Genomic DNA, 24595 nt, shown 5'->3' with positions numbered 1-24595 from the left:
TCCTGATCCAGGCCCCCCTAGAACTGTCCCAAGATGGCGCTGATTTTACAGTCACGCCAGAGGGCGCGTCGCGATTTATGCGGGCAGGCGGATCAGCGCTTTCAGCCCGCCCATGTCGCTGCGGTCCAGGGTGATGTCGCCGCCGTGGCCGCGGGCCACGTCGCGGGCGATGGCCAGGCCCAGGCCCACGCCCTTGCGGTTCTGATTGCGCGAGGCGTCCAGCCGCGAGAAGGGCCGGAAGGCTTCTTCGTGCATGTCTTCGGGAATGCCGGGCCCGTCGTCCTCGACCGCGATCTCCAGCCCGCCGGAGGGCAGGGGGCGGGCCGACAGCCGCACGTGCTCGCCGTGCGAGGCGGCGTTGCCGGCCAGATTGCTCAACGCGCGCCGGAAGGCCAGGGGGCGCACCTGGGCGTCCAGTTCATCGGGGGTCTCGACCGTGACCTCGGCGCCGGCGCGGCGAACGTCTTCGGCGGCGCGGCGCAGCATTTCGGGGACTGAGATCGACTGGATCGCTTCGCCCGCCTCGCCGCGCGCGAAGGCCAGGTATTCGTCGATCATATGCTCCATCTCGTCCAGATCGCCCTTCATCGCCTCGGCGCGCTTGAACGGCGGGGCCAGGGCCAGTTCGAGCCGCAGCCGGGTCAGGGGTGTGCGCAGGTCATGGCTGACCGAGGCCAGCAGGGCCGTACGCTGCTCGATATGGCGCTGGATGCGAGCGCGCATGTCCAGGAAGGCGCTGGCGGCGGCCCGCACCTCGCGCGCGCCGTGCGGTTTGAAGCGCGGTACGCTCTCGCCCCGGCCGAAGGCCTCGGCGGCGTCGGCCAGCCGTTCGATGGCGCGCACCTGATTGCGGATGAACAGCACCGCCACGCTGAGCAGCAGGACGGTGGCGATCATCAGCCACAGGACGAAGATGTGGGCCTGGGTCGCCACGGCCCGTTCGCGCGGTGCGATGACGCGGAGCACCCCGCCGGGCTCCTCCACCCGGATGTCGACATAGGCGGGGTAGCGGGTCGTATCGAACCAGAAGGGCTGATCCAGCCGCGAGGCCAGGGCCTTCTCCAGCGTGCGGTCGACCACGCCGATCGGCCCGCGCCTTTGCTCGGCGGGCAGTTTCGCCCCCTCCTGGAAGGCGACCGACAACTGCATGGACCGCTCGGCCCGGTCGGCGATGAGGGTCAGGTTCTGCGGCGTCGGTTCGTCGCGATAGCTTTCAGCCGCCCAGGCCACGTCTCCGGCCAGCCCTTCGGACAGGCGGGCCGTCACGGCCTGCCAGTGGGCGTCGAAGAAGGCCCAGGTCACGGCCCCCTGCATGATCAGCACGGGCAGGACGATGATCAGCAGCGACCGCCCCCACAACGAGGTCGGCAGGCGGCGCTTGATCACTCGCGCCCAGACGTTGAACGGCAGCAGCCTCATCGGAGGGGCCTAGGTAGGGGAGGTGTTGTTAGTCTTGCGTCATTCTCGGGCCTGTCCCGAGAATCCAGAAACATGCCGCTCGATAGCGAAGATCGTCGCTTCGATCCGTCGACGTCGAGGGTCTGGATCCCCGGCACAAGGCCGGGGATGACGGCGGAGGAGGGGGCGTGAGCAAGACGCAAGACCCTAGTCCGGCGCCAGCATATAGCCGACGCCGCGCACGGTCTGGAGATAACGCGGGTTCTTGGGGTCGGCTTCCAGCTTGCGGCGCAGGCGCGTCACCTGAACGTCCACGGCGCGGCCGGTGATGTCGGCGGTGTCGGGCGACAGGTTCATGCGCTCGACGGGGGAATGGGAGTGGATGGCCAGGGTCTTCAGCAGTTGCGCCTCGGCCTCGGTCAAGCGTTGCAGCGTCCCGTCGCGGGTCAGTTCCAGCCGCTCCATGTCGAACACCGCCGGTCCCATGCGGATTTCACGCGGGGTCATGGGCTTGCCGCCGGTGCGGCGCAGGATGGCCTCGATCCGCAGCGCCAGTTCGCGCGGGTCGAAGGGCTTGGACATATAGTCGTCGGCGCCGCGCGACAGGCCCTCGATTCGGTCGTCGGGATCGCCCTTGGCCGTCAGCAGCAGGACCGGCGTCCTGGACAGGGAGGCTTGGCTGCGGATCCAGGTCGTCAGGTCGAAGCCGCTCTCGCCCGGCATCATCACGTCCAGCACGATCAAGTCGAACTCGATCAATTCCACCAGGCGTCGGGCGGCGCCCGCGTGCGCGGCGCCGGTGACGCGATAGCCTTCGCGCGCCAGGAACTCTTTCAGCAGTTCGCGGATTCTGTCGTCATCATCGACGATCAGCAGGTGGCGGCCCGTGCCGGGGGCTGCGACGGGGCCGGAACGGCTGGAAGAACGGGTATCGGTCATGCTTTGGGCGATCCTGCCGAACGCGAGGCGTTGACGGCGGCGGGCGAGAAGAGTGTAACCCGATCATATCCCCGGGAGACGTTATTCAATGGCCTTCGTTCCTTTCGACGATCGTGACGGCTGGATCTGGTTTGACGGCGCATTCGTGCCCTGGCGGGAAGCGAAAACGCACGTTCTGACCCATGGCCTTCACTACGGCTCGTCGGTGTTCGAGGGTGAGCGTATGTACGGCGGCGAAATCTTCAAGCTGACGGCGCACAGCGAGCGGCTGAAACGATCGGCGGAGCTGCTGGACTTCGAGATTCCTTACAGCGTGGCCGAGATCGACGCGGCCTGCAAGGAAACCTGCGAAAAGAACGGCATGACGGACTGCTACATCCGTCCGGTGGCCTATCTGGGCGCCGAACAGCTCAGCGTCTCCTCGCTGAACAGCAAGGTTCACATGGCCATCGCTGCCTGGGAATGGCCCAGCTACTTCGACCCCGAGGTCAAGAAGCGCGGCATCCGGCTGGAGTGGGCCAAATGGCGCCGCCCCGACCCGGCCACCGCCCCTTCGACGGCCAAGGCCGGCGGCCTCTACATGATCTGCACCATGTCCAAGACGGCAGCCGAGAAGCGCGGCTATGCCGACGCCATGATGCTGGACTGGCGCGGCTATGTCGCCGAGGCGACCGGCGCCAACGTCTTCTTCGTCCAGGGCGGCGTCCTGCACACCCCGCGCGTCGACCATATTCTGGACGGCATCACGCGTCAGACGGTGATCGAGATGGCCCAGGCCAAGGGGATCGAGGTCGTCGTCCGCGACATTCTGCCGGAAGAACTGTCGAACTTCTCGGAATGCTTCCTCACCGGCTCGGCGGCCGAGGTCACCCCGGTCAGCGAGATCGGCGACTACTGCTTCACGCCCGGCGACCTGTCGCTGACCCTGATGGACGACTACGGCAAGCTGGTGCGCGGCCAACTCTGACCCTGGTCGGACAAGGAGCGAAGGCGGAGGATTCATCCTCCGCCTTTTTCATGCGCCTCTTGCCAGCCGCGCGCGGCTGTCGTTCATGCGCAAATAAGAAGCCGGCTCCCGTAGCGCCGGTCGCGGAGCCGCCTTTCCCATGTTCAGTTTCCTGAACCTCCAGAGCCTGTTCGGCCTGGCCGTCATCGTCGCCGTCTGCTGGGCGATGTCCGAGAACCGCCGGGTCTTCCCGTGGCGGCTGGCGCTGGGCGCTATCGCGGTGCAGGCGGCCCTGGTGCTGGCGACCTTCGCCATCCCTGGGTCTCAGGTGGTGCTGGACGGCATCAACAACGCGGTTCAGGGCTTGGAACTGGCCACGGAGGAGGGGACCAAGTTCGTCTTCGGCTTCCTCGCGGGGGGCGATCAGCCCTACGCCGTGGCCAATGAGGGCGCCCTGTTCACCTTCGCCTTCAAGGTTCTGCCGCTGATCCTGGTCATCTCGGCCCTGTCGGCCCTGCTGTGGCACTGGAAGATCCTGAAATGGATCACGCTCGGCTTCGGCTTCCTGTTCCAGCGGACCATGGGTCTCGGCGGCGCCTCGGCCCTGGCGGTGGCGGCCAATGTCTTCCTGGGCATGATCGAAAGCCCCATCGTCATCCGCGCCTATCTGGACAAGCTGACCCGGTCGGAGCTGTTCCTGATGATGGTGGTCGGTCTGGCCACCGTCGCCGGTTCGACCATGGTGGCCTATGCGACCATCCTGGCGCCGGTGCTGTCGAACGCGGCGGGCCACGTCCTGGTCGCCTCCATCGTCTCGGCTCCGGCGGGCGTGCTGCTGGCCCGCGTCATCATCCCCGAAAAGCCGGGCCAGGGCGGGGCGGTGGCCGACTACAACTCGGCGCTGAAGTACGACAGCTCCATCGACGCCATCGTCAAGGGCACGTCGGACGGCCTGATGGTGGTGCTGAACATCTCGGCGGTGCTGATCGTCTTCGTGGCCCTGGTCGCCCTGGCCAACGTCATTCTGAGCGGCTTCGTCATCGGCGGCGATCCGCTGACGGTCGAGCGCATCCTGGGCGTGGTCTTCGCGCCGGTCGCCTGGTTGATCGGCGTGGAATGGGCCGACGCCCGCACCGCCGGCTGGCTGCTGGGCGTGAAGCTGACGCTCACCGAGTTCGTCGCCTTCATCAAACTGGGCCATATCCCCCCCGGCGACATGACCGAGCGCACCCGGATGCTGATGACCTACGCCCTGTGCGGCTTCGCCAACATCGGCTCGGTGGGCATCACCGTCACCGGCCTGTCGGTCCTGATGCCGGAACGCCGCGAGGAGGTTCTGGGTCTGGTGTGGAAGGCGTTGTTCGCCGGCTTCCTGGCCACGCTGATGACCGCCTGCATCGTCGGGGCCATGCCGGCTTCGGTGTTCGGACAGTAGGTTTTTTAAGACGCTGGAGGACGGCTTGAAGCTCTACACCTCGCATCGCGCTCCCAACCCGCGCCGGGTCCGCTGGGTCATGGCCGAGAAGGGCGTCGAGAACGTCGACTTCGTCGAGATCGACCTGCTGGCCGGTCAGCACCGCACGGCGGACTACCGCGCCAAGGTGGGCGTGCCGCACGTCCCGGCGCTGGAGCTGGACGACGGCGCCTGCATCTCCGAGTCCATCGCCATCTGCCGCTATCTGGAGGCGCTGTACCCGGAGCCGAACCTGTTCGGCCACGATGCGCGCGAGCAGGCGATCATCGAGATGTGGACCCGTCGCTGCGAGATCTACTTGGCCAATCCGATGATGCTGAACGTGCGCTTCAGCCACCCGGCACTGGCCGCTCTCGAACCGCCTCAGCCGCAGGTCGCCGAGTACAGCCGCGTCGGCGCCGAGAAGTTCATGAAGTCGCTGGACCGCCACCTCGCCGAGCACACCTTCATCGCCGCCGACCGCTTCACCATCGCCGACATCGTCGCGGCGGTCGGCCTCGACTTCGCTCGTCTGGTCAAATACCGCCCGCCGGAAGAGTTCACCCATCTGGCGCGCTGGATGGAGGATTGCCGGGCGCGTCCGACGGCCAAGGCGGGGGCCTAGGCGTCATGCGGACGCTGGCCCCGCCTGAGCGGGGGATGGCGGTGCTGCTGGCGGGCCTGGCGGGCTATGTCGACAGCCTGGGCTTTCTTCAGCTGGGCGGGCTGTTCGTCTCCTTCATGAGCGGGAATTCGACCCGGATGGCGGTCGGCGTGTCGCTGGGCGACTGGCGCACCGTCGGGGTGGCCGCGACCATTCTGATCCTGTTCGTTCTCGGGGCGGCGCTGGGGGCTCTGGTCGCCGGCGGCGAAGGCATGCGGTCGCGCAGCCGGGTTCTGGCGCTGGAGGCGGGCCTGCTGGCCGGCGCGGCGCTGGCCGTCCCGGTCGGGCTGACGCCGCTGGCCGTCGGCCTGATGGTGCTGGCCATGGGGGTCGAGAACGCCGTCTTCCTGCGCGACGGCGAGGTCGGCGTCGGCCTGACCTATATGACCGGCGCCCTGGTCAAGCTGGGGCAGGCGCTGGCCGGCGCTCTGCGGGGCGGGCAGCGCGCGGCCTTCGCGCCCTATCTGCTGCTGTGGGCGGGCCTGTTCGGCGGGGCCGTGGTGGGCGCATTCAGCTACGGCGCGCTGGGCCTGAACGCCTTGTGGCCGGCGGCGGGGCTGGCGACCGGCCTGGCGGTCCTCGTCCGCTTCAGCCGCGTGGCGTGAATTTCCGGATCACGCCCGAGAAGGTCATCAGCAGTCGGTCGCCGGTGTTGATCTGGCCGCGCACGAAGATCAGGCTCTTGCCCGCCTTGGTGACTTGGCCGGTCGCCTCGATCAGTTCCCCGACATAGGCGCCGTCGATGAAGGTGGAATCCAGTTGCACCGTGACGCCCGAGGCCCCCTCCATCTCCTGATAGGCGATCTGGAACATGGCGATGTCGGCGAAGGTCATCAGGCAGCCGCCGTGCATCCGGCCGCCGAAATTCATATGCTTCTGTTCGGCCCGGAAGGCGCAGCGCATCGACCCGTCGGGGTCCGGCTTGCGGTAGAAGGGACCGACAGTGGAGTCGAAGGTGGCGCCGCTCACCTCGTAGGTTTCCCAACCCGAAAACTCGCCTTCCGATACCGTGATCCTGCCGACCATGCCGATTACGCCTTCTTTCTGATCTCGCGCTGCAGCATATAGGCGCAATGAGCGATCCTATCGAAGCGGCCATTTTTGAAAAACTGGCCAAGGCCGACCCCAAGAGCGTCGGCGGCAAGAGCATTGAACCGTCGGATGTGGCCAAGGAGCTGCAGCCCGAGCAGTGGCAGCGGATGCTGCCCAAGGTGCGCAGCGCGGCCCTGGGCCTGATGCGTCAGGGCAAGCTGACCATCACCAAGAAGGGCAAGGCGGTCGATCCCAACAGCTTCAAGGGCGTGATCCGTCTGCGCCTGCCGACCGAGGCCGAGACGGCCGCGGCCCTGGCGGCCCTGCCGCCGGTCGAGCCTTCGGATGACGGCGACTTCGACTGATCCTGAAAAGGGCCCTGAAAAGGGCGCGGAGGACGGCGGCCTGGACGCGGTCCTGGCCGACATCCGGGCCTGCCGGGCCTGCCTGGGCCACCTTCCGCACACGCCGCGGCCGGTGGTCATGGTCACGGCCCAGACGCGCCTGCTGATCTGCGGCCAGGCGCCGGGGCGGCGGGTGCATGAAAGCGGTCTGCCCTTCACCGATCCGTCCGGCGTCCGTCTGCGCGACTGGCTGGGCGTGGACGAGGCCGCCTTCTACGGCGACCCGCGTTTGGGCGTCGCGGCCCAGGCCTTCTGTTTTCCGGGCACCGATCCGAAGGGCGGCGACTATCCGCCGCCGCGCCGCTGCGCCGAGCTGTGGCGGCCCCGGCTGCTGGCCGAACTGCCCAAGGTCGAACTGACCCTGCTGGTCGGCGGCTACGCCCAGGCCTGGGCTTTGAGCGATCGCGCCAAGACCAACATGACCGAAACGGTCCGGGCCTGGCGCGATTACGCGCCCGCCATCCTGCCGCTGCCGCACCCGTCGTGGCGCAATACGGCCTGGCTGCGGAAAAATCCGTGGTTCGAGGCCGAGCTTCTGCCCTACCTTCGCGAACGGGTTCGAGTCATTCTCGGGTGACGATCTTTCCAATCCGCTCATCCCGGCGGACGCCGGATCCAGTGCTTTGGGCATCATGAAGCAGAGTTCGGACTTGATCGCAGCCCTGTTGGCCAGCCTGGCGCGCGCGGCCAAATCATTGGGCCCCGGCGTCCGCCGGGGTGAGCGGTTGCTGGGGGCGGCCTTGCTCGCCCTCGCCCTGTCCGCCTGCGCCACGCCGCATCTTCAGGCGCCGCAGAGCCCGCCCGCCGGTTTCGCCGGGCCGCGTATCGAGACGGGGACCGAAGGGCGCGGCGCCTTCGTGGTGCAGGACGGGGCGCGGCTGCCCTATCTGCGCTGGAGCCCCCAGGGGCAGCAGCCCTGGGCCGTCATCGTCGCCCTGCACGGGTTCAACGACCATTACGCCTCGTTCCGGCTGGCGGGACCGTGGTGGGCGACGCGCGGCATCGAGACCTGGGCCTATGACCAGCGCGGCTTCGGCCTGGCGCCCCATCGCGGCGAGTTCGCGCCCGAAAGCCTGACCAGCCAGGACCTGCGCACCGTCGTCGCCCTGGTCCGCGCCGAGCGGCCCCACGCCCTGATCGTGGTGGCGGGGGAAAGCATGGGCGGGTCCTCGACCATCGCCGCCTTCGGGGCCGAGACGCCGCCCGACGCCGACCGGGTCATCCTGTTGGCCCCCGGCGTCTGGGGCTGGTCCAGCCAGAGTCCGTTCAACAGCGCGGGATTGTGGGCCGCCGCCAGATTGATGGGCGATGTCGCGGTCGAGCCGCCGTCCTTCGCGGTCAGCAAGATCCGTGCGTCCGACAATACGCTGGAACTGGTCCGCAACGGCCGCGATCCGCTCAGCATCATCGCCACCCGCTTCGATTCCCTGCACGGGCTGGTCGATCTTATGGAGACGGCGACGAACCGGCTGGGTGCGGTCGAGAAGCCGACCCTGCTGCTCTATGGCGCCCACGATCAGATCATCGAGAAGCGCCCGATGCGGCTGGCGCTGGAGCGAGCCGGCGAACGGTCCAACCTGCGTACGGCCTATTACCGCGACGGCTGGCATATCCTGAACCGGGACCTGCAGGGCGAGGTCGTCTATCGCGACATCGAGGCCTGGCTGCGCGACCCGGCCGCACCCCTGCCGTCCGGGGCTCCGCCCGTCCTGCCGGCGCTGAAGGCCGACCCCAAGGCGCGCTGAGCTTAAGAGCCGCTCGTCCTGGCTTGATCTTCTCCGCTCATCCCGGCGGACGCCGGGATCCAGTGCTTTGGCCGCAAGCGCGTGGTTGGAGGAAGGTGCATTCTCACCGTACCGCTTTGTGCTCTTACTGGATCCCGGCGTCCGCCGGGATGAGCGGGACTAAGTGTGGGGGCTTACACGCCAGATGAAGTCAGTCCCGATCTCTCGGCGTGCGAAACCGTCATGCTTGCCGTTTAGGCGGGCACGGCGTATCTCCTCACGCAATAAAAAATACCCCAGGAAAGGCCTGTCATGGGCAAGACGCTGTTTGATTCCCCTTCTTTCGCGAACCATGAAGGCGTCCACGCCTTCCATGACGAGAAAACCGGCCTGAAGGCCATCGTCGCGGTTCACTCCACCGCGCGCGGCCCCGCCGTCGGCGGCACCCGCATGTGGAACTACGCCACCGCTGAAGAGGCGCTGGAAGACGTGCTGCGCCTGTCGAAGGGCATGAGCTACAAGAACGCCGTCGCCGACCTGGAAATGGGCGGCGGCAAGTCGGTCATCATCGGCGATAGCCGCACGCAGAAGAGCCCCGAGCTGTTCCGCGCCTTCGGTCGCTTCCTGAACGGCCTGGGCGGCAACTATTACGCGGCCGAAGACGTCGGCACTTCGGTCGAGGACATCGCCGAGGCCCGCAAGGTCACCGAATACGTCCTGGGCCTGAAGGACGGCCCGGAAGCCTCGGGCGACCCCAGCCCGGTCACCGCCGAGGGCGTGTTCCGCTCGAACCTGGTCGTGGCGCGTCGCCTGTTCAATCAGGACGACATGACCGGCCTGACCGTGGCCATCCAGGGCGTGGGCCACGTCGGCGCCTATCTGGCCGAGAAGCTGCACAAGGCTGGCGCCAAGCTGATCATCACCGACGTCAACCAGGCCAACCTGGACGCCGTCGCCGCCAAGACCGGCGCCGAGATCGTCGCTCCCGACGCCATCTATGACGTCGCCGCCGACATCTATGCCCCCTGCGCCCTGGGCGCGACGCTGAACCTGCAGACGCTGGAGCGTCTGAAGGTCCGGGCGATCTGCGGCGCCGCCAATAACCAGCTGGCCACCCCGGACATCGGCGACCAGCTGTTCGCGCGCGGAATCCTCTATTCGCCGGACTATGTCGTCAACGGCGGCGGCATTATCAACGTGGCCTCGGAAATGAACGCGCGCCAGTCGGGCGGGGCCTATGACCCGTCGTGGGTCGAGGGCAAGCTGTCGCGTCTGATGGAGACCTTCGAGGAAATCCTCGAGCGCTCGGTGGTCGAGAACAAGCCGACCCATCTGATCGCCGACGCCATCGCCGAAGCCCGAATCCACGCAGCCGCAGACAAGAAGGCGGAACTGCTGAAGGCGGCGTAACGATCTTCCTTCTCCCCTTGAGGGAGAAGGTGGGCGCCGCAGGCGCTCGGATGAGGGGTGTGTGCGCTGCCGTTTCCGGCAGGGCCGCACCCCTTTTTCGTGTCTGGTGTTCGCCTGACGGTAGCCGGTTGCGCCGTCACCCCTCATCCGTCTCGCTGCGCGAGCCACCTTCTCCCTCAAGGGGAGAAGGGAAGCGCTCCCCGATTCCTTCAATCTTTAACGCATCTTAACGCCGCGTTTACCATCCACACGGCAGTTTCTGCCTAGCGGGGCGGTTTGGTCCTCCCGCCAGTATGAGGCGGGGACGCGTGGGCGGCTTCACGGCGGCGTTGCAGAAGTTCGGGATCGGCCGTCTGGCCGCAGTGCTTGGCGTCGCCGCGGGCGTCGCGGCCGTGCTGGTCGCCGTCATGTTGCGTGTGGGCCAGGCGCCCGACGCGCTGCTTTATTCCAACCTGGACCTGCGCGAAGCCTCCGAGATCAGCGCGGCCCTGGATCAGGCCAACATCAAATACAGTTCCAAGGGCGACGGCTCGACCATCTTCGTCAGCCGCGACGAAGTCGGTACGGCGCGCCTGATGCTGGCGGGCAAGGGGCTCGTGACCTCGGGCAGCGTCGGCTACGAAATCTTCGACAACCAGTCGGTTCTGGGCCAGACCGAGTTCCAGCAGAACCTGAACGAGCAGCGCGCCCTGCAGGGCGAGCTGTCGCGCACCATCATGTCGATGCGCGGCATCACCTCGGCCCGCGTCCACATCACCATGCCGCGCCGCGAGATGTTCCAGGCCGCCGCCATCGACCCGACCGCCGCCGTGGTCGTGGGCCTGGGCGGGCGCGACCTCAGCGCCGATCAGGTGCGCGCCATCCGCAACGTCGTCGCCTCCTCGGTGCCGAACCTGAAGCCGGACAAGGTGACGGTGACCGATCAGGCCAACCGCACCCTGGCCGCGGGGTCCGAGGACAGCGGCTTCACCTCGGCCAACGCCGAGGCCGCCAAGGCCACGACCGAGGCTCAGTTGCAGACCCGGATCAAGGACATCGTCGAGGGCGTCGTCGGCGCCGGCGCGGCGCGCGTCCAGGTCACGGCCGACATCGACCACAGCCGCTCGACCACCCAGGAGCAGAAGTTCGACCCCGACGGCCAGGTCGTCCGCTCGACCTCGACCAATGGCTCGCAGTCGCAGGACACGACGGGCCAGGCCGACGGCGGCGTCACCGCCACCAACAACATTCCCGGCGGCGCGGCCCCGAACACCACGCCCCTCGGCTCGACCAACTCGGAAAACACCGAGACCACCAACTACGAGATCTCCAACACCACCACCACGACGGTGAAGGAGCCCGGCGAGGTCAAGAAGCTGTCGGTTTCGGTCGCCGTGGACGGCAAATACACCCCCGCCGCCGGCGGCAAGGGCGAGCCGACCTACGCCCCGCGCACCGCCGAGGAAGTCCAGCAGATCAAGACCCTGGTCGCCGCCGCCGTCGGCATCGACGAGACGCGCGGCGACAAGATCGAGGTGGTCAACGTCCGCTTCAGCCGTGAGCCTTCGGCGGCGCCGGGCGAAGACACCGGCTCGTCGATGTTCAACTTCGACAAGAACGACATCATGCGCGGGGTCGAGCTGCTGGTGCTGCTGGTGACCGGCCTGCTGCTGATCTTCTTCGTCGTGCGGCCGCTGCTGAAGACCGCCTCGGGCGCGACGGGCCTCCCGGCCCTGGTCGGGGCCAACGGCATGCCGGTGACGGCGCTGGACGCCCAGATTGTCGGCGGAACCTTGCCGGGCGGGGCGCCCATGCTGACCGGGCCGAGCGACATGGAACAGCGGCTCGACATCGCCCGCATCGAGGGACAGGTGAAGGCTTCCTCGATCAAGAAGGTGGCCGACTTCGTGGACTCCCACCCGGAGGAATCCACCGCGATCCTCCGGTCGTGGGTGCATGAAAGCTAGTGACCCGTCTCGTGAGCAAGAAACCTGCAGTCGATGACATCCGCAAGCTGACGGGGCCCGAGAAGGCCGCCGTGGTCCTGCTGTCGCTGGGCGAGGAGCACACGATCCTGTGGCAGCAGCTCGACGACGAAGAGATCAAGGAAGTTTCCCAGGCCATGGCCTCGCTGGGCACCGTGGCCGCCCAGGTGGTCGAGGAAGTCCTGGTCGAGTTCGTGTCCGGCATCGGCGGCTCTGGTTCGCTGATGGGCAGCTACGAGCAAACCCAGCGTCTGCTGGCCTCCTTCATGCCGGGCGAGCGCGTCGACGCCCTGATGGAGGAAATCCGCGGTCCCGCTGGCCGGACCATGTGGGACAAGCTCGGCAATGTGAACGAGGCCGTCCTCGCCAACTATCTGAAGAACGAATACCCGCAGACCGTCGCGGTGGTCCTGTCCAAGATCAAGCCTGAGCACGCCTCGCGCGTGCTGACGGCCCTGCCCGAGGACTTCGCCCTGGAGTGCGTCCAGCGCATGCTGCGCATGGAGCCGGTGCAGCGCGACATCCTGGACAAGATCGAACAGACCCTGCGCACCGAGTTCATGTCCAATCTGGCGCGCACCTCCAAGCGCGACAGCCATGAACTGATGGCCGACATCTTCAACAGCTTCGACCGCCAGACCGAGGCCCGCTTCATCGGCGCCCTGGAGGAACGCAGCCGCGATTCCGCCGAGCGGATTCGCGCCCTGATGTTCGTCTTCGAGGACCTGTCGCGCCTCGATCCGGGCGGCGTCCAGACCCTGCTGCGCGCGGTCGAGAAGGATCAACTGGCCCTGGCGCTGAAGGGCGCCTCGGACGCGTTGCGCGAAATGTTCTTCTCCAACATGTCGGAGCGGGCCTCGAAAATCATGCGCGAGGACATGGAGTCCATGGGGCCTGTCCGCCTCAAGGACGTCGACGCCGCCCAGATGACCATGGTCCAGGTGGCCAAGGATCTGGCCGCGCGGGGCGACATCATGCTGGCGGGCCAGAGCGGCGACGACGAGTTGATCTACTGATATGACCGCCATCCTTTCCACCGCTCGCCCCTTCATTTTCGACACCGAGTTCGACGCGGCCGGCGACGTCGTGCGCCCCTCGACCTGGCAGCCGATGAAGCGCTCCTTCGCGCCGGCCGAGGTCGAGGCCCTGGTCGCCCAGGCGCGGCTGGAGGCCCGGCAGCAGGCCCTGGCCGAGGTCGAGGCCCTGCGCGCCGACGCCCTGTCCGCCCTGGCCCAGTCGGTGGCCCATTCGGTCGGGACCCTCAGCATGGTCGTCGAGGCGCACCGGCGCCAGTCGGCCGAACTGTCGGTCGCCGCCGCCCGCGTCCTGGCCTCGGCCGCCTTCGACCGCTTCCCGCGCCGTCCGCTGGAAGCCGCCATCGAGCAACTGGCCCAGGAGATCGACGCCTCGCCCCGGTTGCAGGTCCGCGCCGCCGGTCTGGACGAAGCCGCCCGCGCCCACGTCGAGGCCCTGTGCGCCGACGCGGGTTTTAGCGGCCTGATCGCCTTCCGCGAGGACGCCGGGGCGCCCGCCTCCGCCTTCACCCTGGAATGGGCCGACGGCCGCGCCGAGTTTGATCCCGAGGGCGTCGCCGCCCGTGTTTCCGCCGCGCTGGAGGCCGCACTCGCGGCCGAGGCCGGCCATGCTGAACCCCTCGACAGGAGCGCCTTCTGATGGCCACCGACGACCTTGCCCTGGAAGAGTTCGGCGATTCCACCGCGCTCAACGTCGCCGACGAGGGCGGCGACAAGTCCGCCGCCGATCTGGCCACCGTCTTCGACGTGCCGGTCAACATCTCGGCCGTGCTGGGCAAGGCCCACATGTCCGTCGCCCAGCTGCTGAAGCTGAACCGGGGATCGGTGCTCGAACTGGACCGCAAGGTCGGCGAGGCCATCGACATCTTCGTCAACAACCGCCTGGTCGCCCGCGGGGAGGTCGTCGTCGTCGAGGACCGCCTGGGCGTGACCATGACGGAAATCATCAAGACCGAGGACAAGGGCGCCTGATCGGCCGCCCTGTTTCGGAATAGCGCTCTAGAGGAGAAGACCCATGCGGCTTCTGGTGGTTGGCAGGCTCAGCGGACAGCTGGCGACGGCGGTGAAGATGGCCATGGCGCACGGCGCCAAGGTCCAGCACGTCGAACGCGCCGATCAGGCGACCGAGCAACTGCGGCGCGGGCAGGGGGCCGACCTGATGATGGTCGACTACCGCATCGACATCGCCGCCCTGATCGCCGCCAATGACGCCGAGCGCATCTTCGTGCCGATCGTCGCCTGCGGCGTGGACGCCGACGCCAAGGAAGCCGCCGACGCCATCCGCGCCGGGGCCAAGGAGTTCATCCCCCTTCCGCCCGAGGCGGACCTGATCGCCGCGGTCCTGTCGGCCGTGGCCGACGACGAACGGCCGATGATCTCGGCCGATCCGGCGATGAAGGCGGTCGTGGCCCTGGCCGATCAGGTGGCGCGTTCGGACGCCTCCATCCTGATCACCGGCGAAAGCGGCGTCGGCAAGGAGGTGATGGCCCGTCACCTGCACAACGGCTCCAAGCGCGCCGATCGCGCCTTCATCAGCGTCAACTGCGCCGCCATTCCCGACAACCTGCTGGAATCCGAGCTGTTCGGCCACGAGAAGGGGGCCTTTACCGGCGCCGTGGCCCGCCGCATCGGCAAGTTCGAAGAGGCCGACGGCGGCACCCTGCTGCTGGACGAAATCAGCGAGATGGACGCCCGGTTGCAGGCCAAACTGCTGCGCGCCATTCAGGAGCGGGTCATCGACCGCGTCGGCGGCTCCAAGCCCGTGCCGGTCAACATTCGCATCATCGCCACCTCGAACCGCGACCTGGCCAAGGCCGTGGCCGAAGGCACATTCCGCGAGGACCTGCTGTACCGCCTGAACGTCGTCAACCTGCGTCTGCCGTCCTTGCGCGAACGGCCGGGCGACATCGCCGTCCTGTCGGATCACTTCATCCGCAAATACGCCGTCGCCAACGGCGTGCCGCCGCGTCCCATTTCGTCTGACGCTCGCCGCGCCCTGGTCGGCCACCGCTGGCCCGGCAACGTGCGCGAGTTGGAAAACGCCATGCACCGCGCCGTCCTGCTGGCGACGGGCTCCGAGATCGACGTCGACGCGCTCCGCCTGCCCGACGGCCGGCCGCTGCTGGAAGGCGGCTCGACCGCGCCGTCGCCCGCCGCCTCGACCTATGACGCCGGGGTCGCCGGCCATGCGGCCCAGATGGCCGACGCCATGACCCGCGGCTTCGTCGGTCAGACCGTGGCCGAGATGGAGAAGACGCTGATCCTCGACACCCTGTCGCACTGCCTGGGCAACCGCACCCATGCGGCGACCATCCTGGGCATCTCGATCCGCACCCTGCGCAATAAGCTGAACGAATACGCCGACGAGGGCACGCCGATCCCGGCCCCGCAATCGGGCGTCGCCGCCGCCTACGGCGCCGTGGGCTGACCATGCGCGCCGTCCGCAGGACCGTCCTGCTGGGCGCCGGGGCGCTGGCGCTGACGGGTTGCGTGCGCGAGGCCGACGCCGACGCCGGAGCCCTGGATCTGGACCTTTCAGCGCTTGAGGCGCGGCACGGCGGTCGTCTGGGCGTCGCGGTCGCCTCGGCGGGAATGAACGCCGCCTGGCGCGGCGACGAACGGTTCGTCTATTGCTCGACCTTCAAGATGTATCTGGCCGCCGCCATGCTGCTGCGCGTGCAGGCGGGGCAGGAGTGGCTGGATCGCGCCATCCCGATCACCCGCGCCGACATGGTCAACCATGCGCCGACTACGGAACCGACCATCGGCTCGACCCTGACGGTCGAACAGTTGATGAAGGCCACCGTCGAACTGAGCGACAACCCCGCCGCCAACATCCTGATCCGGGAAATGGGCGGTCTGGACGTGCTTCGCGCCTTCTATCGCGGCATCGGCGACGACAGCACCCGCGTCGATCGTCTCGAGCCCGAGATGAACCGCCTGGACGGCGACAAGGACACCATCACCCCGATCCAGTCGATGCAGAACCTCAGCCGCCTGCTGGTCTCTCCCGAGACCCCGCTGAACGCGGCGTCGAAGGCGCTGCTGATGCGCTGGATGACCGAGACGCCGACCGGCCGGGCGCGCATCAGGGCGGGCGTCCCCCCCGGCTGGGCCGTGGCGCACAAGACGGGCACCGGCGGCTACGGCCCCGTGAACGACATCGGCCTGATCCTGCCGCCGACCGGCGCGCCCATCGTCATCGCCGTCTATTTCCACGCGACTGACGCTTCGACCGACGCTCAGCGCGAAGCCGTCATCGCCGACGCCACGCGTCTGGCGCTCAAGGCCCTCGGGCATGGCTGAGAATCCGCGAATCCTGTCATCTGGCGGGATGACTTCGACTGCGTCTCTTTGCGTCCGCCATGGTTGATGCGCCGATCCTGATGAAGGACGGCTATGCGCGCCCGACCGGGCGTGACGCGCTCGGCTGGGTGATGCGCGGCGAAGTGCTGATGTCGGTCGGCGTGATCGGCGTGATCATGCTGCTGATCGTGCCCATCCCGAAGATGCTGCTGGACCTGCTGCTGGCGATCTCGATCGTCTCCAGCGTGCTGATCCTGATGACGGCCGTGATGATGAAGCGGCCGCTGGACTTCGCCATCTTCCCGACGGTGCTGCTGGTCTCGACGCTTTACCGGCTGGGCCTCAACCTGGCCTCGACGCGGCTGATCCTGAGCCACGGCCAGGAAGGCCACGCCGCCGCCGGCCAGGTCATCAACGCCTTCGGCGAACTGATGATGGGCGGCAACTTCATCATCGGGGTGATCATCTTCGCCATCGTCCTGGTGGTGAACTTCGTCGTCATCACCAAGGGGTCGACCCGGATCGCCGAGGTCTCGGCCCGCTTCACCCTGGACTCCATGCCGGGCAAGCAGATGGCCATCGACGCCGACCTGTCGTCGGGCCTGATCACCGAGGAACAGGCCAAGCTGCGCCGCAAGGAACTGGAGCAGGAATCGACCTTCTTCGGGGCCATGGACGGCGCCTCGAAATTCGTGCGCGGCGACGCCGTGGCCGGCCTGATCATCACCTTCATCAACGCCATTGGCGGGCTGTTGATCGGCGTGCTGCAACACAAGATGCCGGTCGGCGAGGCCGCCAACACCTATGTCCTGCTGACCATCGGCGATGGTCTGGTGACCCAGGTTCCGGCCATCATCGTCTCCATCGCCGCCGGTTTCCTGGTGTCCAAGGCGGGCGTCGAGGGCACGGCGGACAAGGCCCTGGTGGCGCAACTGGCGACCAACCCGGTCAGCCTGGGCGTGGTGTCCGGCGCGGCGGGCCTGATCGGCCTGATCCCCGGGATGCCGCTGGTCCCGTTTGCGGCCCTGGCCATCGGCTCGGGCTTCATGGCCTGGAGGCTGGGCCGCAACCGGCTGAAGCCGGCGCCGGTCGAAACCGTCGATCTGAAGCCCAAGGAAGACGTCGAGGAGCCCATCGCCACGGCCCTGACCATCGACGAGGTCAAGATCGAACTGGGCTACGCCCTGCTGTCGCTGATCAACGATCTGGAGGGCCGTCGCCTGACCGATCAGATCCGCGCCCTGCGCCGTTCGCTGGCCCAGGAATACGGCTTCGTCATGCCGAGCGTGCGCATCCTCGACAACATGCGCCTGTCCAATCAGGGCTACGCCATCCGCATCAAGGAGATGGAGGCCGGGGCCGGCGAGGTGCGTCTGTCCCAGCTGATGGCCATGGATCCGGCGGGTCGTCAGGTCGAGCTGCCGGGCGAGCACACGCGCGAGCCCGCCTTTGGTCTTCCCGCCACCTGGATCGACGAATCCCTGCGCGAAGAGGCCACCTTCCGCGGCTACACCCTGGTCGATCCCTCGACGGTGCTGACCACGCACCTGACCGAGATCCTCAAGGAGAACATGGCCGACCTGCTGTCCTACGCCGAGGTGCAGAAGCTGCTGAAGGAGCTGCAGGGCGAGGAGAAGAAGCTGGTCGAGGAACTGATCCCGACCGTCGTCACCGTCACCACCCTGCAACGCGTGCTGCAGACCCTACTGCGCGAAAAGGTCTCGATCCGCGACCTCGCCGCCATTCTGGAAGGTCTGGCCGAGGCGGCGCCGCACACCACCAGCGTCACCACCCTGGTCGAGCACGTCCGCACCCGTCTGGCGCGTCAGCTGTGCTGGGCCAACCGGGGCGACGACGGCGCCTTGCCGATCGTCAGCCTGTCGCTGGACTGGGAGCAGGCCTTCGCCGATGCCCTGATCGGTCCGGGCGAGGACAAACAACTGGCCATGGCCCCGAGCCGGCTTCAGGACTTTATCCGCGCAGTCCGCGACGTGTTCGAGCGCGCCGCCATGTCAGGCGAGAACCCGGTCCTGCTGACCGGGCCGCAGGTCCGCCCCTATGTCCGGTCGATCATCGAGCGGTTCCGCGGCCAGACGGTGGTGATGAGCCAGAACGAGGTCCACCCCAAGGCCCGGTTGCGGACCATCGGCACGGTCTGACCGGCGTCGAGTTAACGGCTGGACTCAAGGGGTTCGGTCGCGGATGCTCGAATCATGAATCGCATCCGGCCGGCCCTGCGCAGCTTCAGCCTCTTTCTGCGCACGCCGACCCTCAGTCGTTCCATCATCGCCCTGCTGGCGCTGGCCATCCTGCTGCTGCTGGCGGTGAATGCCGCCACCTTCGTCATGATCCAGCGGACGACGGCCTATAACGACACCGTCGACCACGGACAGCAGGTGCGGCTGGCGTCCAAGGACATGCTCGGTCTGCTGGTCGATGCCGAGACCGGGCAGCGCGGCTACATGCTGACCGCCCGTCCTGACTATCTGAGCGTCCACGATCAGGCGGTCGCGGCTCTGCCCGCGGCGTTGGGCCGGCTGGAGGCCCTGGTCGGCGCGGACGACGAACTGGCCCCCCGGCTTGGGCGGGTGCGATCGCTGTATGAACAACGTCTCGCCCTGATGGAGCATACCATCGACCTGACGCGCACCGGGCGGATCGGCGAGGCCGTGTCCCTGATCCGCAGCGGTCAGGGCAAGTCCATGATGGACGCGATGCGGGTCGAACTGACCGCCATCGACGAGGTCGAGGCGCGGCGCCTGGTCGAACGCACCAATCAATCCGAGCGCGCCTCTCAGGTGACGGTGGCGGTCAACGCCCTGGCCGCCCTGCTGATCCTGATCCTGGCCGGCATCAGCGTCTGGCTGGTGCGGCGTTACGTCGAGGAGATCGAGGCGGCGCATATGGAACTGGACCGGGTCAACGCCGGGCTGGAAAACCAGGTCCGCGACCGCACCGCCGAACTGACCCGCGCCAACGAAGAGATCCAGCGTTTCGCCTATATCGTCAGCCACGACCTGCGCGCGCCCCTGGTCAACGTCATGGGCTACACCTCCGAGCTGGAGCAGGTCGGCAAGATCTTCGATCATCAGCTGACGGCGCTGGAGAAGACCCACCCCGAGGCCGTGGAGGCCGAGGCGCTCCGGGCCGTGCGCGAGGACGTGCCGGAAGCCGTCGGCTTCATCCGCGCCTCCACCGCCAAGATGGACCGGCTGATCAACGCCATTCTCAAGCTATCGCGGGAGGGACGTCGGACGCTGGTTCCCGAGGTTCTGCCGATGACCGCCGTGGTCAAGGCCATCGCCGACAGCGTCCATCATCAGGCCATCGAGTCCGGCGGCGAGATCGTCGTGCGCGACTTGCCGGTGCTGGAAAGCGACCGGCTGTCGATCGAGCAGATCTTCGGCAACCTGCTCGACAACGCCGTCAAATATCAGCAGCCCGGCCGCCCCGTCCGCATCGTGGTCGAGGGCGAGACGACCGACGACGGCCGCGTCCACTACCGCGTCGTTGACAACGGGCGCGGCGTGTCGGCGCGCGACCACGAGCGTATCTTCGAACTGTTCCGTCGCGCGGGGAAACAGGACCAGCCGGGCGAGGGCCTGGGCCTGGCCTTCGTCCGCAACAACGTGCGCCGCCTCGGCGGGGTCATGGAACTGGAGTCCGAGCTGGGACAAGGCTCGACATTCCATTTGAAATTCCCCACACGATTGATCGTGCCGGGGGATGCAGGAGACCGTCTATGAGCCACTCCGTGAAGATCGTCATGGTCGAGGACGACCTGGGTCACGCCAAGCTCATCGAGAAGAATATCCGGCGCGCCAATATCGCCAACGACATCGTCCATTTCGCCGAGGGCGGGGCGGCGCTCGACTATCTGTTCAGCGACGAGGTGCGCGCCGAAGGGCCGCTGCTGATCCTGCTGGACCTCAACCTGCCGGACATGTCGGGCACCGATATTCTGGAACGGGTGAAGTCCGACGAGCGTCTGCGCCGCGCCCCGGTGGTGATCCTGACCACCACCGACGACAAGGTCGAGATCGAGCGCTGCTACGACCTGGGCTGCAACGTCTACATCACCAAGCCGGTGGACTATGAAGCCTTCGCCGGCGCCATCCAGCAGTTGGGCCTGTTCCTGTCTGTCATGCAGGCCCCGGAAATCTGAGCCGCGTGATCCACATGGGGGCCGCCATCCGTCTGCTGTACATCGACGACGACCGGGGCCTGTCCCGGCTCGTCCAGAAGGAGTTGGGGCGACACGGCTATGAGGTGACCTGCGCGCCGGACGCCGACGCCGGCTATGCGGCGCTGCAGACTGGCGAGTTCGACGTCTGCGCCCTGGACCACTACATGCCCGGCCGCGAGGGGCTGGACGTCCTGCCGGACATCCTGGCCCTGCCGAGCCCGCCGCCGGTGGTCTATGTCACGGGCGCCCAGGACGGGCGCATCGCCGTGGCCGCCCTGCGCGCCGGCGCCGCCGACTACGTCATTAAGGACGTGTCCGAGGATTTCACCGCCCTGCTGCGCTCCGCGATCGAGGACGCCCTGCTGCGCCGCCGTCTGGAACGCGAGAACGACGAGGCTCACGAAGAGGTCCGTCTGGCCCGCGACCGCGCCGAGGCCATGTTGCGCGAGGTCAATCACCGGGTCGGCAATTCGCTGCAACTGGTGTCCAGCTTCATCTCCCTGCAGCTGCGCCAGCTGGCGGACGAAGGCGCCCGTTCGGCCCTGCGCGAGGCCCAGGTGCGGATCGAGGCGGTCGCCCAGGTCCATCGCCGCCTCTACACCTCTTCGGACATGGCCACGGTGGCGATGGACGAATACCTGGCGGGCCTGGTCGAGGAACTGGGCAAGTCGGTCGGTCCCGACGACGGTTCGCCTCGCCTGACCCTTCGCGCCGAGCCGATGCGGGTGACCACAGATCAGGCGGTGTCGCTGGGCGTCATCGTCACCGAACTGGTCACCAACGCCGTCAAATACGCCTATGCCCCAGGCGAGGACGGCGAGATCCGCGTGGTGCTGGAAGGCGCAACCGAGGGCCGGGCGGTCCTGACCGTCGAGGACGACGGGCCGGGCCTGGGCGACGGCGCCCCCAAGGGCACCGGCCTTGGGGCCAAGATCGTTTCAGCCATGGCTGGCGGCCTGCGCTCGGCGGTCGAGTTCGACGCCGACCACCCCGGCGTGCGGGCGCGGCTGGTCTTCGATCTTTAGGCCCTTTCGCATCGGCTTCGCCGCGCGTTAGTCTGCCGTCATGAAGCTTCAGTTTGGAACGGCCCGACCGGGTCTCGACTACCTCCACCGCCCCGCCGCCTTTGGTCTGGCCGAACGGGACGGCAAGCTGGCCTGCGTGCGCGTGGATCGGGGCGAGGGCTGCTATTTCGATTTGCCGGGCGGCGCCGTCGACGGCGAGGAAAGCGAGCAGCAGGCCCTGATCCGCGAGTTCGCCGAGGAAACCGGCCTGATCGTCCAGCCCGAGGATCGTCTGACCGAGGCGGCGCAGTATTTCCTTCGCACCGACGGCTCGGCGGTCAACAACGCCGGGGGATTCTGGACCGTGCGTCTGGCCGGTTTCGACGCCGGGACCAAATGCGAGGACGACCACGAACTGGTCTGGCTGGATCCGCTGGAAGCCGTGTCCCGCCTGCGCCACGAGGCCCACGCCTGGGCCGTGGCCAAATGGCTGCGGTCACGAATTTAGGGAACCGGCGCGACGCCGAACGGTTGTTTCTGTCGAAGCGTCGTCACTCTGGCGGCGTCAGTACAGGGACGTATCATGCCCGATCGTGACCGTATGGAAGGCGCCGCCAAGAATATGGGCGGCAAGATCAAGGAAGCCGCCGGCAAGCTGACCGGCGACGAGAAGCTGAAAGCCGAGGGCCGCGCCGATCAGGTGACCGGCAAGGTCCAGAACGCCGTCGGTGGGATCAAGGATACCCTGCGGGGCGACCGCCACTAAAGTCAGCACCGATCGGGCCGCCGCTCCCGCGGGAACGCGGCCTTTTCATGCCTGGGTCAGTCGCCGCCCAGACGGATGCGCAAGCCGTCCTGTGCGCGCGCCTCGCCCGCCGCCGGGCGACATTCACTGTTGAAGGCGATGGCGCCGCTGGCCGTGCGCTGGGGGCGGTTGTCGCAGACCTTTTCGAGCGGCGTCGGCGCGCCGAGCGCCGCCACGGGTCGCGGCCCGCACTGCATGGCGTAGCCGTTGGCCGCCTTGCCGGGGGTGCAGTTCTCCAGTGCCGCGGACGGGCGCAGGCCGTCGGGCAGACGGTCGCCCATCGCGGCGGCCAGTTCCACCCGCACCCGTGCCTGGCAATGCGCCAGTGGCTCGTCCTTGCGGATGAAGGGGCTGCATTGCGACCGCTCCCAGCCATAGGGATCGGCCAGGGCGAGGGCGGGCAGGGCGCGAACCGGCGCCGCGACGGCGACCTCCTCGACCGGGGCGGGCGGTTCGTCGGACCAGACCACGCCGGGCGACGCGGCCTGTTGCAGCATGAAGGCGAAGAGCAGAACCGTCGTCATCGCATCTCTCCCGAAGCTGGGCCTCCCGGATCAGGCGCCTACCGTGTCAGCGCCCGCATGGCCTTGTCCAGTCCGTCCAGCGTCAGGGCATACATCCGCTGGTCCATGACCTCGCGGATCAGGCCGACCGACTGGGTGTAGCTCCAATAGCGTTCGGTGACGGGGTTCAACCAGACCGACTTGTCCCACTGCTGCCGGGCGCGTTTCAGCCAGACGGCGCCGGCCTCCTCGTTCCAGTGCTCGACCGAGCCGCCGGGCATGGTGATCTCGTAGGGGCTCATCGTGGCGTCGCCGACGAAGATGGCGCGCCAGTCGCCGGGGTATTTGTTCAGCACGTCCCAGGTCGGGATCTTCTCGTTGTGACGCCGCCGGTTGTCCTTCCACACCCCTTCGTAGAGGCAGTTGTGGAAGTAGAAGAACTCCAGGTTCTTGAACTCGGTCTTGGCCGCGGAGAACAGCTCCTCGCACAGCTTGATATGCCCATCCATCGAGCCGCCGATGTCGAGGAACAGCAGGACCTTGATCGTGTTGCGCCGCTCGGGCCGCATGCGGATGTCCAGCCAGCCCTGACGCGCCGTGCCGTCGATGGTGCCGTCCATGTCCAGCTCTTCGGCCGCGCCTTCGCGGGCGAAGCGGCGCAGACGACGCAGGGCGACCTTGATGTTGCGGGTGCCCAGTTCGACGCTGTCGTCCAGGTTCCTGTATTCGCGCTTCTCCCAGACCTTGACCGCGCGGCCCTGCTTGCCCGGCCCGCCGATGCGCACGCCCTCGGGATTATAGCCGCCGTGGCCGAAGGGGCTGGTCCCGCCGGTGCCGATCCAGCGATCGCCGCCCTCGTGGCGGCCCTTCTGCTCGTCCAGACGCTGTTTCAGCGTCTCCATCAGCTTGTCGAAGCCGCCGAGGGCCTCGATCTGGGCCTTTTCCTCGTCGGTCAGGAACTTCTCGGTCAGCAGCCGCAGCCACTCCTCTGGAATGTCGGTGGTCAGGTCCTCGCCCGCGCCGACCGTCTCCAGCCCCTTGAACACCTTGGCGAACACCTGATCGAACCGGTCATAGTGCTTCTCGTCCTTGACCAGCACCGCCCGCGACAGATGGTAAAAGGCCTCGACCTCCCGCCCCGCCACGTCCTTGTCCATGGCCTCCATCAGATGGAGCCATTCCTTCAGCGAAACCGGCACACGGGCTTCGCGCAGGGCGGTGAAGAAGGGCAGCAGCATGGGATCAGACTGGGCCGCGATCAGCCGCGCCGCAAGATGAACTCGTGGTCGTTCCAGGCGCCGACCGGATAGTCGTATTCCCCGGCCTTCTCGAAGCCGTAGGCGGCGTAGAGTTTCTGGGCCTTTTCGTTGCCGCTCCACACGCCGATCCACAGGGGGCCGTCGGTGTTGGCCTCCATCCACTCCAGGGCGAGCTTCAGAAGTCGGGTGCCCAGACCCAGGCCTTGCGCGTCACGGCTGATGTAGAGGCGGCGCAGTTCGGCGTGGCTGGCGCGGGCGTCGGGATGGGGCAGGGTGTTCGGCCCGGTATTGGCGAAGCCCAGGATCTCGCCCTCGCGGTCGGCCACCCACCAGGCGGCGCCGGGCTCGGCCAGTTTCGACAGAATGGTCTCGACGCTGAAGCTCTTGTCGAGGAAGGCGGCCAGGTCGTCGGCGGGGTAGGGGATGCCGAAGCCCGTGACGAAGGTGTCGATGAAGGTCTGGCGGCCGAGCACGCCCAGGGCGGCGGCGTCGTCGGGTCGGGCGGGGCGGATCGCGGGTTCGGTCATGGCTTCGGCCATAGCGCTGGAAGGCGCGTCGGTCGAG

At 67.7% G+C, this 24595-nt stretch carries 26 protein-coding genes; 20 read left to right on the top strand and 6 right to left on the bottom strand.

Annotated elements, in window-relative coordinates:
- Window positions 1-75: 75 nt before the first annotated feature.
- Both AB4Y68_RS10875 and AB4Y68_RS10870 read right to left on the bottom strand, forming a co-directional pair.
- Window positions 76-1419, bottom strand: a complete 1344-nt coding sequence (locus tag AB4Y68_RS10875) for an ATP-binding protein (RefSeq protein WP_441455679.1) — start codon at window positions 1417-1419, stop codon at window positions 76-78.
- A gap of 186 nt (window positions 1420-1605) precedes the next feature.
- Window positions 1606-2337: a response regulator gene (locus tag AB4Y68_RS10870; protein WP_441455677.1), complete on the bottom strand. Its 732-nt coding sequence runs from the start codon at window positions 2335-2337 to the stop codon at window positions 1606-1608.
- An 88-nt stretch (window positions 2338-2425) separates the two neighbouring features.
- On the opposite strand from AB4Y68_RS10870, the gene AB4Y68_RS10865 reads away from it, so the two are divergent.
- The 4 genes from AB4Y68_RS10865 (at window position 2426) to AB4Y68_RS10850 (ending at window position 6005) form a co-directional block, all read left to right on the top strand.
- Window positions 2426-3304 (top strand): branched-chain amino acid aminotransferase, encoded by an 879-nt coding sequence (locus AB4Y68_RS10865; RefSeq protein ID WP_441455676.1) that lies wholly within the window; start codon window positions 2426-2428, stop codon window positions 3302-3304.
- A 139-nt stretch (window positions 3305-3443) separates the two neighbouring features.
- Window positions 3444-4718, top strand: coding sequence for a NupC/NupG family nucleoside CNT transporter (locus AB4Y68_RS10860; protein ID WP_441455674.1), 1275 nt, complete (start codon window positions 3444-3446; stop codon window positions 4716-4718).
- Between the two features lie 25 nt (window positions 4719-4743).
- Window positions 4744-5361: a glutathione S-transferase family protein gene (locus AB4Y68_RS10855; RefSeq protein WP_441455673.1), complete on the top strand. Its 618-nt coding sequence runs from the start codon at window positions 4744-4746 to the stop codon at window positions 5359-5361.
- Between the two features lie 5 nt (window positions 5362-5366).
- Entirely contained in the window at window positions 5367-6005 is a 639-nt protein-coding gene (locus tag AB4Y68_RS10850; RefSeq protein ID WP_441455672.1) for a YoaK family protein, read from the top strand.
- Here AB4Y68_RS10850 and AB4Y68_RS10845 read toward each other — a convergent pair.
- Window positions 5989-6426, bottom strand: coding sequence for a PaaI family thioesterase (locus AB4Y68_RS10845; protein ID WP_441455671.1), 438 nt, complete (start codon window positions 6424-6426; stop codon window positions 5989-5991). The genes AB4Y68_RS10850 and AB4Y68_RS10845 overlap by 17 nt on opposite strands.
- A gap of 47 nt (window positions 6427-6473) precedes the next feature.
- Here AB4Y68_RS10845 and AB4Y68_RS10840 point away from each other — a divergent pair, with 47 nt between their 5' ends.
- The 16 genes from AB4Y68_RS10840 to AB4Y68_RS10765 all read left to right on the top strand — a co-directional run bounded on the left by AB4Y68_RS10840 (window position 6474) and on the right by AB4Y68_RS10765 (window position 22230).
- Window positions 6474-6797 (top strand): DUF3253 domain-containing protein, encoded by a 324-nt coding sequence (locus AB4Y68_RS10840; RefSeq protein ID WP_441455670.1) that lies wholly within the window; start codon window positions 6474-6476, stop codon window positions 6795-6797.
- Window positions 6778-7413 (top strand): uracil-DNA glycosylase family protein, encoded by a 636-nt coding sequence (locus tag AB4Y68_RS10835; protein ID WP_441455669.1) that lies wholly within the window; start codon window positions 6778-6780, stop codon window positions 7411-7413. Before AB4Y68_RS10840 ends, AB4Y68_RS10835 begins: the two co-directional genes overlap by 20 nt.
- A gap of 73 nt (window positions 7414-7486) precedes the next feature.
- On the top strand, window positions 7487-8581 hold the full coding sequence (locus tag AB4Y68_RS10830; RefSeq protein ID WP_441455668.1) for a serine aminopeptidase domain-containing protein: 1095 nt from the start codon (window positions 7487-7489) through the stop codon (window positions 8579-8581).
- Window positions 8582-8872: 291 nt separating this feature from the next.
- On the top strand, window positions 8873-9970 hold the full coding sequence (locus AB4Y68_RS10825; RefSeq protein WP_441455667.1) for a Glu/Leu/Phe/Val family dehydrogenase: 1098 nt from the start codon (window positions 8873-8875) through the stop codon (window positions 9968-9970).
- Window positions 9971-10278: 308 nt separating this feature from the next.
- Entirely contained in the window at window positions 10279-11916 is a 1638-nt protein-coding gene (fliF, locus tag AB4Y68_RS10820; RefSeq protein WP_441455665.1) for a flagellar basal-body MS-ring/collar protein FliF, read from the top strand.
- The gene (gene fliG / locus AB4Y68_RS10815; RefSeq protein WP_441455664.1) at window positions 11916-12950 is read left to right on the top strand and encodes a flagellar motor switch protein FliG; all 1035 of its coding nucleotides are present in this window, start codon (window positions 11916-11918) and stop codon (window positions 12948-12950) included. Before fliF ends, fliG begins: the two co-directional genes overlap by 1 nt.
- 1 nt (window position 12951) lies before the next feature.
- Complete coding sequence (locus AB4Y68_RS10810; protein WP_441455663.1) at window positions 12952-13608, top strand: flagellar assembly protein FlbE; 657 nt, start codon at window positions 12952-12954, stop codon at window positions 13606-13608.
- Window positions 13608-13940, top strand: coding sequence for a flagellar motor switch protein FliN (gene fliN / locus AB4Y68_RS10805; protein WP_441455661.1), 333 nt, complete (start codon window positions 13608-13610; stop codon window positions 13938-13940). Before AB4Y68_RS10810 ends, fliN begins: the two co-directional genes overlap by 1 nt.
- Before the next feature lie 43 nt (window positions 13941-13983).
- Window positions 13984-15396 carry a sigma-54-dependent transcriptional regulator FlbD gene (flbD, locus tag AB4Y68_RS10800; protein WP_441455660.1) on the top strand — a complete coding sequence of 471 codons (1413 nt, stop codon included), beginning with the start codon at window positions 13984-13986 and terminating at the stop codon, window positions 15394-15396.
- A gap of 2 nt (window positions 15397-15398) precedes the next feature.
- Entirely contained in the window at window positions 15399-16274 is an 876-nt protein-coding gene (gene bla / locus AB4Y68_RS10795; RefSeq protein ID WP_441455658.1) for a class A beta-lactamase, read from the top strand.
- Window positions 16275-16354: 80 nt separating this feature from the next.
- Window positions 16355-18433, top strand: coding sequence for a flagellar biosynthesis protein FlhA (gene flhA, locus AB4Y68_RS10790; RefSeq protein WP_441455862.1), 2079 nt, complete (start codon window positions 16355-16357; stop codon window positions 18431-18433).
- Window positions 18434-18487: 54 nt separating this feature from the next.
- Window positions 18488-20020 carry a sensor histidine kinase gene (locus tag AB4Y68_RS10785; protein ID WP_441455656.1) on the top strand — a complete coding sequence of 511 codons (1533 nt, stop codon included), beginning with the start codon at window positions 18488-18490 and terminating at the stop codon, window positions 20018-20020.
- Window positions 20017-20439, top strand: coding sequence for a response regulator (locus AB4Y68_RS10780; RefSeq protein ID WP_441455654.1), 423 nt, complete (start codon window positions 20017-20019; stop codon window positions 20437-20439). Before AB4Y68_RS10785 ends, AB4Y68_RS10780 begins: the two co-directional genes overlap by 4 nt.
- A gap of 14 nt (window positions 20440-20453) precedes the next feature.
- Entirely contained in the window at window positions 20454-21485 is a 1032-nt protein-coding gene (locus AB4Y68_RS10775; protein WP_441455861.1) for a sensor histidine kinase, read from the top strand.
- Window positions 21486-21525: 40 nt separating this feature from the next.
- Complete coding sequence (locus AB4Y68_RS10770) at window positions 21526-21972, top strand: NUDIX domain-containing protein (RefSeq protein WP_441455653.1); 447 nt, start codon at window positions 21526-21528, stop codon at window positions 21970-21972.
- A gap of 75 nt (window positions 21973-22047) precedes the next feature.
- Window positions 22048-22230 (top strand): CsbD family protein, encoded by a 183-nt coding sequence (locus AB4Y68_RS10765; protein ID WP_441455651.1) that lies wholly within the window; start codon window positions 22048-22050, stop codon window positions 22228-22230.
- 56 nt (window positions 22231-22286) lie between these two features.
- Here the strand turns inward: AB4Y68_RS10765 and AB4Y68_RS10760 are convergent, their stop codons facing one another.
- From AB4Y68_RS10760 to AB4Y68_RS10750, 3 genes are read right to left on the bottom strand one after another with little or no spacing between them, the layout of a single operon-like run.
- A complete protein-coding gene (locus tag AB4Y68_RS10760) occupies window positions 22287-22793 on the bottom strand; it encodes a hypothetical protein (protein ID WP_441455650.1) in 507 nt (168 codons plus the stop codon).
- Window positions 22794-22831: 38 nt separating this feature from the next.
- Window positions 22832-24010 carry a vWA domain-containing protein gene (locus AB4Y68_RS10755; protein ID WP_441455649.1) on the bottom strand — a complete coding sequence of 393 codons (1179 nt, stop codon included), beginning with the start codon at window positions 24008-24010 and terminating at the stop codon, window positions 22832-22834.
- A 20-nt stretch (window positions 24011-24030) separates the two neighbouring features.
- Window positions 24031-24558: a GNAT family N-acetyltransferase gene (locus AB4Y68_RS10750; RefSeq protein WP_441455648.1), complete on the bottom strand. Its 528-nt coding sequence runs from the start codon at window positions 24556-24558 to the stop codon at window positions 24031-24033.
- Window positions 24559-24595: the final 37 nt, after the last annotated feature.

This window comes from Brevundimonas sp. 2YAF1, assembly GCF_052114745.1.
Taxonomy (GTDB): domain Bacteria; phylum Pseudomonadota; class Alphaproteobacteria; order Caulobacterales; family Caulobacteraceae; genus Brevundimonas.
Note: the sequence above shows the minus strand (reverse complement) of the source record. Positions and strands in the feature narration are given on the sequence as shown.

Bases quoted from the DNA above. Each gene is read 5' to 3' on its own strand.
- AB4Y68_RS10875 (WP_441455679.1), bottom strand. From the start codon at position 1,419: ATGAGGCTGCTGCCGTTCAACGTCTGGGCGCGAGTGATCAAGCGCCGC.
- AB4Y68_RS10870 (WP_441455677.1), bottom strand. From the start codon at position 2,337: ATGACCGATACCCGTTCTTCCAGCCGTTCCGGCCCCGTCGCAGCCCCC.
- AB4Y68_RS10865 (WP_441455676.1), top strand. From the start codon at position 2,426: ATGGCCTTCGTTCCTTTCGACGATCGTGACGGCTGGATCTGGTTTGAC.
- AB4Y68_RS10860 (WP_441455674.1), top strand. From the start codon at position 3,444: ATGTTCAGTTTCCTGAACCTCCAGAGCCTGTTCGGCCTGGCCGTCATC.
- AB4Y68_RS10850 (WP_441455672.1), top strand. From the start codon at position 5,367: ATGCGGACGCTGGCCCCGCCTGAGCGGGGGATGGCGGTGCTGCTGGCG.
- AB4Y68_RS10845 (WP_441455671.1), bottom strand. From the start codon at position 6,426: ATGGTCGGCAGGATCACGGTATCGGAAGGCGAGTTTTCGGGTTGGGAA.
- AB4Y68_RS10840 (WP_441455670.1), top strand. From the start codon at position 6,474: ATGAGCGATCCTATCGAAGCGGCCATTTTTGAAAAACTGGCCAAGGCC.
- AB4Y68_RS10835 (WP_441455669.1), top strand. From the start codon at position 6,778: ATGACGGCGACTTCGACTGATCCTGAAAAGGGCCCTGAAAAGGGCGCG.
- AB4Y68_RS10825 (WP_441455667.1), top strand. From the start codon at position 8,873: ATGGGCAAGACGCTGTTTGATTCCCCTTCTTTCGCGAACCATGAAGGC.
- AB4Y68_RS10810 (WP_441455663.1), top strand. From the start codon at position 12,952: ATGACCGCCATCCTTTCCACCGCTCGCCCCTTCATTTTCGACACCGAG.
- fliN (WP_441455661.1), top strand. From the start codon at position 13,608: ATGGCCACCGACGACCTTGCCCTGGAAGAGTTCGGCGATTCCACCGCG.
- flbD (WP_441455660.1), top strand. From the start codon at position 13,984: ATGCGGCTTCTGGTGGTTGGCAGGCTCAGCGGACAGCTGGCGACGGCG.
- bla (WP_441455658.1), top strand. From the start codon at position 15,399: ATGCGCGCCGTCCGCAGGACCGTCCTGCTGGGCGCCGGGGCGCTGGCG.
- flhA (WP_441455862.1), top strand. From the start codon at position 16,355: ATGAAGGACGGCTATGCGCGCCCGACCGGGCGTGACGCGCTCGGCTGG.
- AB4Y68_RS10785 (WP_441455656.1), top strand. From the start codon at position 18,488: ATGAATCGCATCCGGCCGGCCCTGCGCAGCTTCAGCCTCTTTCTGCGC.
- AB4Y68_RS10780 (WP_441455654.1), top strand. From the start codon at position 20,017: ATGAGCCACTCCGTGAAGATCGTCATGGTCGAGGACGACCTGGGTCAC.
- AB4Y68_RS10775 (WP_441455861.1), top strand. From the start codon at position 20,454: ATGGGGGCCGCCATCCGTCTGCTGTACATCGACGACGACCGGGGCCTG.
- AB4Y68_RS10770 (WP_441455653.1), top strand. From the start codon at position 21,526: ATGAAGCTTCAGTTTGGAACGGCCCGACCGGGTCTCGACTACCTCCAC.
- AB4Y68_RS10765 (WP_441455651.1), top strand. From the start codon at position 22,048: ATGCCCGATCGTGACCGTATGGAAGGCGCCGCCAAGAATATGGGCGGC.
- AB4Y68_RS10760 (WP_441455650.1), bottom strand. From the start codon at position 22,793: ATGACGACGGTTCTGCTCTTCGCCTTCATGCTGCAACAGGCCGCGTCG.
- AB4Y68_RS10755 (WP_441455649.1), bottom strand. From the start codon at position 24,010: ATGCTGCTGCCCTTCTTCACCGCCCTGCGCGAAGCCCGTGTGCCGGTT.
- AB4Y68_RS10750 (WP_441455648.1), bottom strand. From the start codon at position 24,558: ATGACCGAACCCGCGATCCGCCCCGCCCGACCCGACGACGCCGCCGCC.